The following is a 15,255-nucleotide window of genomic DNA, read 5'->3' as shown; positions in this document are numbered from 1 at the left end:
AGTTCGTAGTGGGCGACATATTCGAGCACCCACTTGGGAGAACAGTGACGACCGCTGACAACATTTGGTTTACGTTGCTTACACAGAACACTGCTCCGGTCCACTTCGACCACGAGTACGCCGCACGCACTGAATTCGGCAAACCGCTGGTCAATTCCGCGTTCACCCTTGCCCTCGTAGTCGGGCAGACCGTCACGGACATCTCGCAGAACGTGTTTGCAAATCTCTCCTGGACCGACGTACTGCTGCCGCATCCTGTCTTCGAAGGTGACACGCTGCACTCGCGCAGTACAATCACGGCCGTACGCGAGTCAAACTCGCGTCCACAGCTGGGGATCGTGTCGGTGTTTACGGAGGGATTCAACCAAAACAAGGATCTCGTCATTTCGTTCAAGCGCAGTGCCCTCATTTACAAGCACGGCTTCGGTCCGCGCTTCGCAACAGAAAAGGAACTCCTAGACCATGGCTGAATCCACGGCTACCCTTAATCACGCGCTCTCGGAGTCCGAGCTGCGCCGCGACCTCCGCGACCTCGTTAACAGCATCAGCACGAAGTTCCCCGACGAGTACTGGCGTACCGTCGACCGGGCTCGTGCGTACCCCGAGGCCTTTGTTGACGCGCTCACTGAATCCGGCTGCCTGGGGGCCCTGATTCCCGAAGAGTACGGCGGCCTCGGCCTCGGTCTCGGCGACGCGTCAGTCATCCTCGAGCAAATTAACGCGAATGGAGGCAACGCCGGCCCTGTACACGCCCAGATGTACACGATGGGAGCAGTCTTAAGGCACGGCAGCGAGGAGCAGAAGAAGAAGTATCTGCCCGGGATTGCCTCTGGTGCGGTCCGTTTGCAGGCCTTCGGGGTGACGGAGCCTGATGCAGGAACTGACACGACAAACATCCGGACTATGGCCGTACGTGACGGCGACGAGTATGTCATCAACGGGCAGAAGATCTGGACGTCCCGTTTTCAGCACTCAGACTTACTCCTTCTGCTGGCGCGCACGAGCAAGCGGGAGGATGTAGCCAAACCATCGCTGGGTCTATCGCTGTTCCTTATCGACCTGCGAGAGACGACCGGCATCACCGCCGTGCCGATTCAAACGATGGTCAACCACGAGACTAATGAGGTGTTCTTTGACAACGTCCGCGTACCCGAATCCGCCCTGGTCGGTAAGGAGGGCGAAGGCTTCCGTTACCTGCTGGACACCCTTAACGCCGAGCGCATACTCGTTGCCTCGGAATGCGTAGGCGACGGCCGTTGGTTCATCGAGCGCACTCGCAAGTATGCAGGACAGCGAATAGTATTCGGCCGCCCCATCGGATCCAACCAGGGCGTCCAATTCCCCATCGCCCGGGCCCACGTCAACGTCGAAGCCGCAAACCTCATGCGGTGGCGTGCATGTGACCTTTTTGACGCCGAGGCTCCCTGCGGTGCCGAAGCCAACATGGCCAAGCTTCTCGCCTCGGAGGCCTCTTGGGAGGCCGCCAACGTTGCAATTCAGACGCACGGCGGGCTCGGATTTGCAGAGGAGTACGACATCGAGCGCAAGTTCCGCGAGACACGACTCTTCCAGGTTGCCCCGATTTCAACGAACCTGATCCTCTCATTCGTTGGGCAGCACGTGCTCAAGATGCCTCGCTCCTTCTAAGCTCCACCAAGAAAGATCAAGGAACGAACGGGTCTCCCTCCAGCAGCTTCAGCAGGCGAGCTGTTGCTGGAGGGGCGTCCGGCGTCACATAGGGGTGAGCCGCCCAACGGGGGTGCAAGGCAGCCATTTGAGGCCTTCCCCTTGCTGCGGTCCAGCAGGGCCGTTTCACCGGTGGAATAGGTGTCGGCAAACAACCCGGCGTCCCTACACAAGCACCGTGTAACGCTGGGGGCGCCAGGGCCGCCCGTATTACGGCCGGGAGGGTACTTTTGTCAGCGATGGTCGAAAAGTGAGCCATTTCGCGGGCTGAAAAATGAGCCACTTTGACGTTGGTTATTCTGCCGTATTTTCCGGCCTTGTCGAGGGCAGTGAGTCGACCTGAGTGTGTTTGAGGCGGTAGCTGGAGCCTTTGAGGGTGATGACTTCGGCGTGGTGGACGATGCGGTCGATCATGGCAGAGGCGACGACCTGATCGCCGAACACGTCGCCCCAGCGGGCAAAGGGCAGGTTCGAGGTCAGGATCAGCGAGGCGTGCTCGTAGCGTGATGAGACCAGCTGGAAGAACAGGTTCGCTGCGTCCTGCTCGAACGGGATGTAACCGACTTCGTCCACGATGATCAGACCGAACCGGCGCAGTCTGACCAGTTCCTGGGGCAGCCGTCTGCCTTGGTGGGCTGCCTGGAGCCGGGCGACCCAGTCAATGGCGGTGGCGAACAGAACCCGGTGACCGAGCTGGGTGGCCCGTAAGCCCAGGCCGGTGGCGAGGTGGGTTTTGCCGGTGCCGGGCGGCCCGAGCAGGACGATGTTGGACGCTTCGGCGAGGAACGCCCCGGTGGCCAGGTGCGCGATGATGTCGCGTTTGAGGCCGGGCTGGTGATCGAAGTTGAAGTCCTCGAGTGATTTCCGGGCCGGGAACCCAGCAGCCCGGGCCCTGATCTCGGCGCCGGAGGCTTCCCTGGCTGCGACTTCCCGCGACAGGACAGCGGCGAGGTACTCCTCATGGGTCCAGCCTCCTTCACGGGCCTGGTCCGCGAGCCGGGTCGCTGCTTCCCGGATCCGCGGGGCTTTCATCGCCCGGGAGTAATACTCGATCTGGCCGATGGTGTCCTTAGCGGCCGGCATCAGGCGACCTGCCCGTCATCAAGGACAACCCCGAACGCCCGGTCGTAGTCCGCCAGATCCCTCAGCCCGGTCGTTTCACCCACCGGCTGCGGGGTTTGGAATGCCTTCCGCAGTGCCCGTGCCGCCTCAACGTGGTCCGGGTCGGTGATCGTCAGACCGGCGCCCCAGGATCGGGAGTGGGTCCCGACAGGTCTGCCGTCCAGGCTGACCGTGACGGTTTCGAGGTCGGCGGTGACATCGACGAACCGGCCGATGGCCTGCGGGTGGACGGAGTAGTCGTTGGATCCCATCCGGACGTAGTAGTCCCTCGGGAGCCGGACCCGCGCGGTGAAACCTGTGACCGGTGGAACCGGTGGCAGCGCCAGCATGGCCGCTTTGTCCGCAGCGAGCAGGTCCGTCGGGCGGGCGCCGGTCCGCCGGACCAGCCGGGCATTGGCCTTCGGCAGCCACTGGCCGAGCTGGTTGTTGAAGTCCTCCGGTGAGGCGAAGACCCGGCCCGGCAGGAAGGACGTCTCCAGGAACTGGTTGGCCCGCTCCACCACGCCCTTGCTCTCCGGATCGTAGGGCTTAACCTGCACGATCCGGGTGGCCAAGACCCCGGCGAATGCTGCGACTCCGGTGGCGTAGGTGTTCCGCCGGCCGATGCCGGCTTCGTTGTCCCAAATCAGCCGCCGCGGAACCGCGCCCAGGGATCCGAGCAGCTCCCACATCCCAGCCAGCAGGTCCCCGGTCATCCGGGACGGGATCATCCGGGCCATGATGAACCGTGAATGCGAGGACACCATCACCAGCACCGGCAACACCCTGGCTTTGCCAGCACCCACGGGTATCCGCACCTCCGGGAACCACAGATCACACTGCGCCTGATCCCCGGGCTCATACGTGATCCGGTCCGCTGGATCAGCCGGGGCAAACTCCGGCCGGATCCTGGCAACGTTCTCCCGGAACCAGGCCGGGGACCCCGACCAGCCCACCCGTTCAGCCAACACCGTCGCCGGCATCCGCGGGTTCTCCAGCAGCAGCGCCCGAATTGCCGGCTCCACAGCCTTGATCCCGGAGTCCTGCGGCGCCCGGACATAAGTTGGCGGACCGTCAGCGCTCACTGCTTTAGCAACGGTGTTCCTGGAGATACCCAGCCGCGCCGCTATCGATCTCATCGACTCACCCTCGGCCAGATGCAACCGCCGAATAAGCGCCCAATCCTCCACTGTGATCACCCACCCAATCGTTTGGAACGGGTGGCTCAGATTTCAACCGTCACTATGGCTCACTTTTCGACCGTCACCGACAACTTTCAGGGCTCTTCGTGGCACCTTGCCGGTCGCGACACTGAGTCGCTGTTGTGCCGTGCCTCATCTACGAGATGCGTGTCTTTCGGTTACAGGGTGTTCTAGGCAAACCTCTGTAACCGAAAATTCAGAACACTTCTCGGGCCGGACTGCCGACGGCAGCCGGACAGCATGCATCATTGGAACAAAGGATAGACGAGGCGCTCATACGGGCGCCTCGTCTATGGGGTCGTCGGTTGGCGCCGGCAAGGCTGAAAACTCATACTTCAGAGGCAAAAAGGGCCCTTAGCCAAGCACCGATCTCACTAATTGCATGGCCGGCATCCGGCGTGACAGCGCCGAGCCCCAGGAGTCCGTGGATCTGCCCTGCATACCGCCGCAGCATAGTTGGCACGCCCGCCTCGGTCAGCCGACGGGCGTACGCCTCACCTTCGTCGCGAAGAACATCGAACTCGGATGTCAGCACGATCGTGGGCGGCAGCTTGGACAGGTCCGCCGCGAACAGGGGGGAAAGTTCCGGGGTCTCAGGATCTACCCGATCCTGGTGGTAGGCAAGCCAGTAGAACTCCATTTCCTTCGCGGACAGAATGTACCCCAATTCATTCTCCCGGTGCGAAGGGAGACTGCGAGTGGCATCAAGCGCCGGGTAAGACAATACTTGGCCGGTGATGCTGAACGCCCCGGTTTCCGCCGCGTGCAAAACAACGGCGGCGGCAAGGTTGCCACCTGCACTCTGCCCCGAAACCACAATCCGACCGGGATCACCCCCGAGTGATTCGGCGTTATCTATGATCCACTGTGTAACCTCGATGCACTCCTCCAGAGGCCCTGGGAAGGGGTTTTCAGGGGCAAGGCCGTAGCCCACATTGAACACGAGGCAGCGAGCGGAGTTGGCGATGGCGCGGCAAGACTGATCATTGGTGTCGACACTTCCGTAAACCCAGCCTCCTCCGTGGAAGTCGACGACTATGGGCAGTGGGCCTTCCACCGCCAATGGGCGATAGCCCCGCACCTGTGTGCCCCTGGACCCAACCGGGAAGTCCCACGTCTCGCCGATAGGGAAGGGCGCAACCTTAGCGCTCGGCATCAGGCGGAGCGTATCGACAATGACCCCCTGGCCCGCACGATCCCACGGGGTTCCCTCGAAGATCGCGATGCGCTCCCGAGAGGGCGGTGCATCCAGCAGGAACTGGATCTCAGGATTCGGCCTGGACGTTTTTGTCACTGCACTCACTCTGCCGATGCCTTCAGATTGGCTAGCTTGAACGGGTTGGCGGCAGTGGAATCCGCGAGCGGAAAGTCGTCCGCCTCGAACTCGCTGATTTCCATCGGTTCCCCGGCGAAGAGTCCGTCAAGCTGCGCCAGCACCCGACCCTGGCCGCCCGAGTAGTCGAGGTCGACGGAATCCGACACGTCCCAGGTGCGTGCGAGTTGTACGTGCCAACCGTGCACAACGAAGATTTGCCCCGTAATACCTGCGGCCGTCGGGCTTGAGAGGAACTCGGCAAACCGCGCAATGTAGTCGGGGGACCACTCCTCCAATGCGTCCTGACGGAACTCCCCAAGCCCCTCACGCATCATCGGGGTATACGCACGCGGCGCAATGACGTTGCAGCGTGTCCCATAGGTGCGCAACTCGCGTGCGAGAATTTGCGTCATCACAGCAACTCCGGCCTTCGCCGCACCGTAGTTTGATTGGGCCGGGTTCGCGAGGAGGGCCGCCCTCGATGTCGTATTGATCAGGTTTGAACGCATTGCCCGGCCGGTGTCAACGGCATTCCGCCGCCAATACTTCGAAGCCTCGCGGCTCAGCATGAACGTTCCCCGGAGGTTGGTGGCCACAACGTGGTCGAAATCGTCGTCACTGAGTTCGTGAATTGGGCCGTTCCGGATCGCCCCGGCGTTGTTGATCACGGTCTCGAGGCGACGGCCGTCGCGGGTGGCTTCTGCCACGAGAGCCCGTGCCGTGTCTGATGAGGAGATATCGCCGGGAACACCCGTCACCACAGCAGCACCGCCCAGCTGCTCAACCGTATTGGCCAGCCGCGCTGCGTCGATGTCGTTAGCAATGACGTAGTATCCCGCAGAAATAAATCTCGCAACCTCTGCCGCGCCAATGCCGCCCGCCGAACCCGTGACGATCGCGGAGCGAACGGAATCGTTGCCGTTTGTGGACGCAATGTCTGCCGTCATGGGATAAGTCTCCTTGGAAGTGTGTCGTTAGGCCACGGACAGATCGGCCCGCGTGCCGGCTAAACTGGTGAGCATCATAGAGACCCACAGCAGGTTTTCTGCTGTCTTCTCCATGAGGTGCGCCTCCGTGGGGTTGGGACGCGTGACGGCACGATGCACCCAATTGCCCGCCGGTTCCTGAGCGTCCGTATACCAATCGGTCATGCGTTGCAGGATACCCACGTACTCAGGGGACGGCGAAAGTTCGTTTAGTGCCGCAGCTCCCAGCCCCAACTTGCAGACCGCGCTTGACTCCCAGTGGTTGAATTGCTCATCTGTGGCCGTGTCATGCAATCTGAGCAGTGCCCGGGCCATCTCACCTGCAGCCTTGGTGCCGGCCTGCATGCTATACCTAGCGAGGAAGGCGGCGGAAATGCCGGGTGTGTGAAAGGCCTGGCGCGGCTGGTTGAAGTTGATCAGGAGGCTATACCCGCCATCGGTGGGGATCTCCGTGACCAGGCCCGTGTCATCCCAGCCGAGATAGAGACAATTCGGAAGGTCTGGTTGTGCATCAAAAAACCGCTCGAACCAACGATAGGCTGCGTCCGCGACCTCGATGCGGCCAGCGGCGAGGCTTGTCATCCCGAGCTGAGCTGTGAGATATGCCAGCTGTAACGAAGAACCCTGGCCCTTCCGCGCAGTATAGGCACCGCCTGACTGCGGGTCCTGGAAATCACGCAAGGTGTCAAGCACCCGACTGGAGACATCGTAGCGCTCCAGTAAGTGTGCCCCTTGGGCGATGATGGAGAGCGGGTAGGACGCCGCTGAAGTAGTGAAGGCCTCCCTCGCCGGACCTTCCCGCAGGTCCCCCGACTCAGTGAGGGTATTGCGGTCCATCCACCACATCACACGGTCGGCTACGTCGCGGTGGCCTGTGTACGCGAGCACCCAAGGGAGCCGGTAATAGCCATTGTGCTCATCAGCGCGTACAGGGCGACCATCGTCATCGATCCGTTCCAGGAGCCATGCAAGTGCAGACTGCTGAAGTTGCCGGAGCCGCTCGATCGATTCAATCACAGTACCGGACTCCGGGGTTCTGGATGCTGTCACAATTTCTCCCTCTAACGGCGACTCTATACTGCGAGGCAGTTTCGAATGACGCGGAAAAACCGCGGGGATAGGCGGTAACTCACCCATCCCCGCGCTTTTATGATTAGGCGTCGACTGTGACGCTGACCTTCGTCGATACCTGGTCATTGTGGCCAAGCTCAACGCCGAGAATCTGCAGGGCGAGGAGCTTGGATCCGTACCGCGCCTGCTGGAAGCCGCCGGCTTGGAACCATAGGTTTGGGTGGCCCGAGGGGCGGAACGCGCCCTTAATCTCGCCCTGCTCGTCCAGATCCCAGATCGTGGTGAGCTGATCGGTGACTTCATCGCCGACGATCGGACGTGCCGCCTCACGCATGTTCGGCCAACCTGTCGCAAAGACGACGATGTCGGCGTCCTCCTTGCTCCCGTCCGCGTAGATGACCCCGGTCTCGGTGAACTCGGCAATCTCTCCCGGCTGAACGCGGATCTTGCCCTCGATGATGAGCCTCGAGCAGCCCTTGTCGATGTAGTATCCGCCACCACGGCGCAGGCTCAGCCCAAACAGGCCGGACTTATTCTCACCAAGAGTGGTGCGGAACCCGGCCTTTTCAAGTCCATCAAGGAGTTCCTTATCGACCTCGGCCAGCTCGTCAACCATCGGACCCGAAGAGGCTAAGAACAGGTGCCACGGGTACGACAGTCCTATAAGGTCCGCATCGTCAATGGGCGGGGAAGATTCGCTGTACAGGTCGGCGTGCATCTTCGGCACTCCGTACTGGCTCGACACGACATAGGTCGGACCGCGTTGCACCATGGTCACCGAGGCACCCATTTCGAAGGCGTCCTGCGCCACATCGTGGCCGCTCGCACCGGAACCGACGACGATGACGCGCTTGCCCTTTACCTCGTGCCCGCCCGCATGCTGGCTGGAGTGAATCACCTGGCCCTTGAACTTCTCGCGGCCGGGGGTTTCAGGCAACTGCGGTGTGCCCGCAAAGGCGCCTGTCGCGAACACGATGTGCTTGGGATGAAGCACCCGTTCTAGGCCGTCACGCTTAATGGTGACTTCCCACTGCCCCGCTTCTGCATCGTATGTGGCCTTCTCGGCCGTGGAATTGGTCCACACGTTGAGCTGAAGAATCCAGGCGTAGGCCTCCATCCAGTCGGAAAGCAGGTCCTTGGGAGAGAACACCGGCCAGTTGTCAGGGTACGCAAGGTAGGGAAATTGGCCGTACCACTTGGTGTCATGAAGCGACAGGTTGTGGTAACGAAGACGCCAATTGTCACCAATACGCTCGTTCTTCTCCACCACAAGGGTCGATAGGCCAAGATGGCCAAGACGCGCCGCGATGCAGAGGCCTGAATGTCCTCCGCCGATAACAACGACCTCCGGGTCGCCATCGAGGAATTCGCGTTGGCGGTCACGGTACTCATTCCATGAAAGACGCTCCCCGACAGGCTGGTTGTAGGCAGGTTTGGCAGCATCAAAAACGGACGTGGTGAGTTCCGGGCGGCCTACGATCCCCTCGATCTTGGTCAGAATTGACCAAGCACGCCATTCACCTGCCTCCTGGACAAGGCGGATAATGCCGCGTCCTTCGGCGACCTTGGTCTTAAACGTGTAGAACGCCTGAACCATGTTCCCAAAGGGGGTGGGAGGGTTCTTCGGGTCTAACGCGAGATCCGTGATGCCGGCCTGGAAGATTCGGCTGCCCAGAAATGAGGCGACCTCGTCAAAGCCGTGCGCGGTGGTCAGATCCCAGTTAACAATCACAAGGTCACGCCACCAGACGTCGCTCGACAGGAGGGGACGGAGCTCCTCGAGGTCGTTGCTGGCAAGAGCAGTTGAGAAACTCCCGAGCCACGCATTCGCGATCTGCTCCTCCGTTGGCGCCGTCGCGTTCAACTTCTCCGTTGAAGTGTTCATATTTTGTCCTTTGCTGACCTCGTGAGAATCATCAGTGCAGAGCTTCGGTTGAGTTGTGCTGAAATCCCGCAGCCATCTAACATTATCAGCGTGCGTGCTGCTGTGCGGTACATCGTTCCAAACTCCGGCTATGAGGCAACATTATCTTTTGGAATTGGGAGGCGCAAGATGTTTGCCCGGCCAGCAGGCAAGAAATTTTCCGATCCTCAGGGACTCAGCCTCTTGCCAGCTGATTCTTGCCGAAGCCTTGCGTTTCTTTGACTCTCCCCAAGTCCCCGACTCTTCGAGTCAGCCCACAACGGGAGGATGTTAGCTGTGTCGAACACCCGGCCGCCAGAAATACATAACCATGGTCCAGAGTGCAGCCGAAGTGACACGAGAAGCCACTTACGCAAATACGCGTCACCAGAAACATAGTAGGAAGTCCTAGTAATTAGTTGGACTTCCTATTACATTGAATCGGAACCTTCATCTTCGACAAGGACACCCCATGTTTGAACTTAACGAGGACCAACAGGCGCTGGTTGCGATGGTGCGGGACTTCGCCACCGAGGCCCTGGCCCCCAACGCCGCAAAGTGGGACGAGACCAAGCACTTCCCCGTGGATGTGCTGGCCCAGGCCGGCGCGCTGGGTATGGGCGGCATCTACGCCCGGGAGCAGTTCGGCGGCTCCGGGCTCACCCGCAGCGATTCGGTGCTGATCTTCGAGGAACTGGCCAAGGCCGATCCGACGATCGCCGCCTACATCTCCATCCACAACATGGTGGTGTGGATGATCGACTCGTTCGGCAACGATGAACAGCGTGCACAGTGGGTCCCGCAGCTGGCCTCCATGGAGGCGCTGGGCAGCTACTGCCTCACTGAACCAGGCGCCGGCTCCGACGCTGCGGCACTGAGCACCAGAGCGGTGCGCGACGGTGAGGATTACGTCCTGAACGGCGTCAAGCAGTTCATCTCCGGGGCAGGATCCTCCAGCTACTACGTCATAATGGCGCGCACCGCTGACACCGGCAGCCGCGGCATCACGGCGATCGTGGTCCCCGCGGATACACCGGGGCTGTCGTTCGGTGCAAACGAAAAAAAGATGGGGTGGAACTCGCAGCCGACCCGTCAGGTCATTCTTGAGAACGTGCGGGTTCCGGTGGCCAACTGTCTCGGGGAAGAGGGCAGCGGTTTCGGGATCGCGATGAAGGGCCTGAACGGAGGCCGCATCAATATGGGGGCCTGCTCCCTGGGCGGCGGTCAGGCCGCCTTGGACAAGTCCGTGGCCTACCTCAAGGAACGCCAGGCGTTCGGCGGGCCGCTGATCAACCAGCAATCCTTGCTCTTCAAAATCGCCGACATGGAAACGGAGCTGGTGACTGCGCGGACACTGCTTTGGCGGGCAGCCGATGCGCTGGACCGGGGGGCACCCGATGCTGTCAAGCTGTGCGCCATGGCCAAACAGGTCGCCACGGACGCCGGCTTCAACGTCGCCAACAGTGCGATCCAGCTCCACGGTGGCTATGGCTACCTGTCCGAGTACGGGCTGGAGAAGATCGCCCGGGACCTGCGAGTCCACCAGATTCTGGAGGGCAGCAATGAGATTATGCGCCTGGTTGTCGGACGCATCGTTGCAGGGGCATAGGCATGGCGGACGACGAGATCCTGCTGCGCCGCGAAGGCCACCTGGGACATATCATCCTGAACCGACCCCAAGCGATCAATGCACTGACCCACGCTATGGTTACCCGTATTGCCGCTGCCCTGGACGATTGGGAGCACGACGACGCTGTTGCCACCGTCCTGCTGACCGGTGCAGGGGAGCGCGGGCTGTGTGCCGGGGGTGACATCGTGGCCATCCACCGCGACGCGGTGAACCACGGCACCGGGACCGAACGCTTTTGGGCTGATGAGTACCGGCTCAACGCCCGAATCGCGGACTACCCGAAGCCTTACGTCGCGATCATGGACGGTCTGGTGCTCGGTGGCGGCGTTGGGGTTTCGGCTCACGGTTCGCTGCGCGTGGTTACGGAGCGGACGAAGCTGGGTATGCCGGAGACCGGCATCGGTTTCGTCCCCGACGTCGGCGGCACATACCTACTTTCCCGCGCCCCAGGTGAATTGGGCACCCATGCGGCGCTCACCGCTGCCAACCTTTCCGGGGCCGATGCCATCGCCCTGGGCTTCGCCGACCATTTCGTGGACCAGAAAACACTTCCTGCGCTGAGGCAGGCTTTGGCTTGGGACAGCGCCGCGGAAGCCGTCAGGTCCTTCGCCCGAGGTGACTTCCCGCCGTCGGCCCTGGCTGCGGAGCGGGTCTGGATTGACGACTGCTACGCCACCAACACTGTCGAGGAAATCGTGTCCGCGCTGCACGCCTCGGGAGTTCCCGCGGCGCAGGCTGCCGCCGAGTCAATCCTGGCAAAGTCACCGACGGCGCTGAAGCTGACACTGGAATCGCTGCGCCGGGCCCGTACGTCGGGCAGCCTGCCCGAAACACTGGAACAGGAATACCGGGTGTCGGTGCGCTGCCTGGCCGGACGTGACCTGGCCGAGGGGATCAGGGCGCAGGTGATCGACAAGGACCGGCGCCCGCAGTGGGTCCCGGCCACCCTTGAGGCGGTACCTCCGGCCGACGTCGCCGCCTACTTCACGGATTTAGGGCCACGCGAACTGTGCCTGTCCGCGGCCACTTCCGGCGCTACCGCTTGAACAACACAAGCAGGAACAACCACGAGCTCAGATATCTCAAGGAAGAGGACTTTCAATGGGTAAAAAGATAGCTTTCATTGGCCTGGGCCACATGGGCGGCCCGATGGCCGCAAATCTTGTCAAGGCCGGCCACCGCGTGTCTGGTTTCGACCTAGCGCCCGAGGCCCTGGACCAAGCCCGGACGCAGGGCATTGAGGTATCGGAGTCCGCTGCCGCGGCCGCGGCCGGCGCCGACGTCGTCATCACCATGCTCCCCGCGGGACGCCACGTACTTGGCGCCTACCAGGGCGAGAACGGGCTGCTGGCCGTCGCCGCTCCGGGAACGCTATTCCTGGACTGCTCCACGATCTCGGTGGAGGACGCGCGCGCCGCCCACGAACTGGCCACCGCTGCCGGCCACCGAAGCCTGGACGCCCCAGTCTCGGGCGGCGTGACCGGGGCCACGGACGGCACCCTGACCTTCATGGCGGGCGGCAGTGCCGAAGACTTCGCGGATGCCGAACCCATCCTGGCCTCCATGGGTGGGCGCATTGTGCACTGCGGGGGACCGGGAGGGGGACAGGCCGCGAAGGTCTGCAACAACATGATCCTTGGCGTGTCGATGATCGCTGTCTCGGAGGCTTTCGTCCTGGGCGAGAAGCTGGGCCTGTCCAACGAGGCGCTGTTTGACGTCGCCTCGGCCGCCTCCGGCCAGTGCTGGGCACTGACCACCAACTGCCCGGTCCCCGGTCTGGTTCCGACCAGTCCGGCGACCCGCAACTACGAGCCCGGCTTTGCCGGGGCGCTTATGGCCAAGGACCTCGGTCTGGCCGTCCAAGCCCTCGAATCAACCGGTGCCCAGGCCCGGCTCGGTTCCCTCGCGGAGGAAATCTACCGCAACTTCGCCGGCGGTGCTGGATCCGGCCAGGACTTCTCCGGCATCATCAATGACATCCGGGCCGCGTCGGACGTGGAAGCACCGGCAGTGGAGGCCTTGGCATGAGCGAATTCCAGACTATCCTCGTCAAGCAGGACGGACGCGTCGGGATCATCACCCTGAACCGGCCCGAAGCCCTAAACGCACTAAACGTCCAATTGTGCAAGGAAGTGCTGGCCGCGGCCCGCGCCTACGATACGGACCCCGGCATCGGTGCCATCATCATCACGGGTTCGGACCGGGCCTTCGCCGCCGGGGCCGACATCAAGGAAATGGCGCCTCGCAGCTACATTGACATGTATACGCAGAACTGGTTCGCCGGTTGGGATGACCTGGCCCGTCTCCGCACGCCAATGATTGCCGCCGTCGCCGGCCACGCCCTCGGCGGAGGGTGCGAGCTGGCCATGATCTGTGATTTCATCATCGCCGCGGACAACGCCAAATTCGGACAGCCTGAAATCAAACTCGGCGTGATCCCGGCCATGGGCGGATCCCAGCGACTGACCCGGGCGATCGGAAAATCCAAAGCCATGGAAATGATCCTCACGGGCCGGACCATGGGCGCAGAGGAAGCCGAACGCGCCGGGCTGGTCGTCCGGGTGGTCCCCGTCGCCGGGCTCATGGACGACGCGCTGGCCGCCGCAGCAACGATTGCGGGTATGTCCAAACCGATTGCCCTCCTGGCCAAGGAAGCCGTCAACGCAGCACACGAAATGTCACTGGCCGAAGGCGTGCATTTTGAGCGTCGCCTGAGCCACTCCTGCTGGGCCACCGCTGACCAGAAAGAAGGCATGGCCGCCTTTATCGACAAGCGCGTCCCGGACTTCACCCACCGCTGACAACGAGCAGCCCCCTGCAGGCTGCTGTCCGACCCAACATTATGAACACGAGGAACACATGACCGAAGTAGCGATTGACTCCCGAGCCAATGCTGTCTTGAACGGATTCGAACCACTGATGTGGATCGACGGCGAGCGAACTGAAGCCCGCACCGGTGAGTGGCGCGAGGTAAAAAACCCCGCCGTGCGCGAGCAGGTAATCGCCCGCGTGCCCTCTGCCGGAACTGACGACGTCAACCGCGCCGTCAGCGCCGCACGCCGCGCGTTCCCGGGCTGGCGTTCAATGCACTTCACCGAACGTGCCCGGGCCCTGGCGAAAATCGCAGACGACATCGAGGTCCGGGCTGAAGACTTCGCCCGGCTGACCGCACTGGACACGGGCAATGCCCTGCGCACCCAGGCGCGCCCCGAAGTGGCAACGCTCGTAGCGCTGTTCCGTTACTTCGCCGGCGTCGCCGGAGAGGTCAAGGGCACCACCCTGCCCGCGGGAGACAACCAGCTTCAATACACCCGGCTGGAACCGCTCGGCGTCGTCGCATGCATCCTGCCTTGGAACTCCCCGCTGATGATCGCCGGATTCAAAATCCCGGCCGCACTCGCCGCCGGTAACACCGTCATCCTCAAGGCCGCCGACGACGCACCGCTGACCATCCTGCTGCTAGCTGAAATCTGCAACCGCCACCTGCCAGCCGGGGTCCTGAACGCACTCACAGGCCGCGGCAGCATCGTCGGTCAAGCACTGTCTGCCCATCCGGGCGTGGACAAAGTCTCCTTCACGGGATCAACCGACGTCGGACGCGGTGTCGCCCGCCAGACCGGTGAGCGGCTGGCCCATGTGTCCCTGGAACTCGGCGGCAAAAATCCGTCTATCGTGTTCCCCGACGCCGTCGACGACGAGCTGATCGACGGGCTGCTGACGGCTTCGCGGTTCACCCGGCAGGGCCAGAGCTGCACTGCCGGATCCAGGCTGTTCCTGCACGAGGACATCTACGAAGAAGTCCTCGACCGGCTCGTCGCCAGGCTCGGCGCACTCAAGGTCGGGAACCCGCTCGATGAAGCGACGGACATGGGCGCCATCATCAACAACAACCAGTTCAGCCAGATCAGCAACTACCTCGAAGAAGGCAGATCCAACAAGGACCTGACAGTTGCCCTCGGCGGCCGCGCCCCCACAGAGGGGCGGCTGACGGAGGGCTACTACCACGTGCCCACCGTCTTCGGCGGGGTCCGCAACGATTTCCGCCTCGCTCAGGAAGAGATCTTCGGGCCCGTCCTGGCAGCCATCCGCTGGAAAGACATCGACGAGGTCGTGGGCATGGCCAACGACTCGCACTACGGCCTGGCGGCCTACGTCTGGAGCCGCAACCTGGACAATGCCCTTAACACCGCTCACCGGGTTGAGGCCGGCTGGGTCCAGGTCAACCAGGGCGGCGGCCAAATGGTGGGTCAGTCCTACGGCGGCTACAAGCAAAGCGGTATCGGCCGCGAGGTCTCCCTGGAAGGAATGCTGGCGGGGTTCACCCAGACTAAGCAAATCAACATCAAGCTCAGGGGCTGACC

Annotated in this window: 13 protein-coding genes; 7 read left to right on the top strand and 6 right to left on the bottom strand. The window is 62.4% G+C overall.

Annotated elements, in window-relative coordinates; all coding sequences use genetic code 11:
- Positions 1-8 precede the first annotated feature (8 nt).
- Both AR539_RS09095 and AR539_RS09090 read left to right on the top strand, forming a co-directional pair.
- Positions 9-470 carry a MaoC family dehydratase gene (locus tag AR539_RS09095; protein ID WP_231728552.1) on the top strand — a complete coding sequence of 154 codons (462 nt, stop codon included), beginning with the start codon at positions 9-11 and terminating at the stop codon, positions 468-470.
- Positions 463-1,647, top strand: a complete 1,185-nt coding sequence (locus tag AR539_RS09090; RefSeq protein ID WP_066435106.1) for an acyl-CoA dehydrogenase family protein — start codon at positions 463-465, stop codon at positions 1,645-1,647. Before AR539_RS09095 ends, AR539_RS09090 begins: the two co-directional genes overlap by 8 nt.
- Before the next feature lie 333 nt (positions 1,648-1,980).
- Here AR539_RS09090 and istB read toward each other — a convergent pair whose 3' ends face one another.
- The 6 genes from istB to AR539_RS09060 form a co-directional block, all read right to left on the bottom strand.
- A complete protein-coding gene (gene istB, locus AR539_RS09085) occupies positions 1,981-2,769 on the bottom strand; it encodes an IS21-like element helper ATPase IstB (protein WP_066435101.1) in 789 nt (262 codons plus the stop codon).
- The gene (gene istA / locus AR539_RS09080; RefSeq protein WP_157360952.1) at positions 2,769-3,986 is read right to left on the bottom strand and encodes an IS21 family transposase; all 1,218 of its coding nucleotides are present in this window, start codon (positions 3,984-3,986) and stop codon (positions 2,769-2,771) included. The genes istB and istA overlap by 1 nt, the downstream gene beginning before the upstream one ends.
- A gap of 331 nt (positions 3,987-4,317) precedes the next feature.
- Positions 4,318-5,283: an alpha/beta hydrolase gene (locus AR539_RS09075; protein WP_157360951.1), complete on the bottom strand. Its 966-nt coding sequence runs from the start codon at positions 5,281-5,283 to the stop codon at positions 4,318-4,320.
- Between the two features lie 5 nt (positions 5,284-5,288).
- Complete coding sequence (locus AR539_RS09070) at positions 5,289-6,251, bottom strand: SDR family NAD(P)-dependent oxidoreductase (RefSeq protein ID WP_066435093.1); 963 nt, start codon at positions 6,249-6,251, stop codon at positions 5,289-5,291.
- 27 nt (positions 6,252-6,278) lie between these two features.
- Complete coding sequence (locus tag AR539_RS09065) at positions 6,279-7,307, bottom strand: hypothetical protein (RefSeq protein WP_066435089.1); 1,029 nt, start codon at positions 7,305-7,307, stop codon at positions 6,279-6,281.
- 136 nt (positions 7,308-7,443) lie between these two features.
- Positions 7,444-9,246 carry a flavin-containing monooxygenase gene (locus tag AR539_RS09060; RefSeq protein WP_066435081.1) on the bottom strand — a complete coding sequence of 601 codons (1,803 nt, stop codon included), beginning with the start codon at positions 9,244-9,246 and terminating at the stop codon, positions 7,444-7,446.
- A gap of 490 nt (positions 9,247-9,736) precedes the next feature.
- Between AR539_RS09060 and AR539_RS09055 the strand changes: the two genes are divergently transcribed.
- Genes AR539_RS09055 through AR539_RS09035 form a run of 5 tightly spaced genes read left to right on the top strand, consistent with a single transcriptional unit; the run spans position 9,737 to position 15,253 of the window.
- Positions 9,737-10,873, top strand: a complete 1,137-nt coding sequence (locus AR539_RS09055; protein WP_066435079.1) for an acyl-CoA dehydrogenase family protein — start codon at positions 9,737-9,739, stop codon at positions 10,871-10,873.
- A 2-nt stretch (positions 10,874-10,875) separates the two neighbouring features.
- Complete coding sequence (locus tag AR539_RS09050) at positions 10,876-11,940, top strand: enoyl-CoA hydratase/isomerase family protein (RefSeq protein ID WP_066435077.1); 1,065 nt, start codon at positions 10,876-10,878, stop codon at positions 11,938-11,940.
- A 55-nt stretch (positions 11,941-11,995) separates the two neighbouring features.
- Positions 11,996-12,922, top strand: coding sequence for a 3-hydroxyisobutyrate dehydrogenase (gene mmsB / locus AR539_RS09045; protein ID WP_066435076.1), 927 nt, complete (start codon positions 11,996-11,998; stop codon positions 12,920-12,922).
- Positions 12,919-13,695, top strand: coding sequence for an enoyl-CoA hydratase (locus AR539_RS09040; protein ID WP_066435074.1), 777 nt, complete (start codon positions 12,919-12,921; stop codon positions 13,693-13,695). Before mmsB ends, AR539_RS09040 begins: the two co-directional genes overlap by 4 nt.
- Before the next feature lie 58 nt (positions 13,696-13,753).
- Entirely contained in the window at positions 13,754-15,253 is a 1,500-nt protein-coding gene (locus AR539_RS09035) for an aldehyde dehydrogenase family protein (RefSeq protein ID WP_066435072.1), read from the top strand.
- Positions 15,254-15,255: the final 2 nt, after the last annotated feature.

The sequence above is a fragment of the Arthrobacter sp. EPSL27 genome (genome assembly GCF_001512305.1).
In the GTDB taxonomy this organism is placed as follows: domain Bacteria; phylum Actinomycetota; class Actinomycetes; order Actinomycetales; family Micrococcaceae; genus Arthrobacter.
This window is presented reverse-complemented; position numbering and strand designations above follow the sequence as displayed.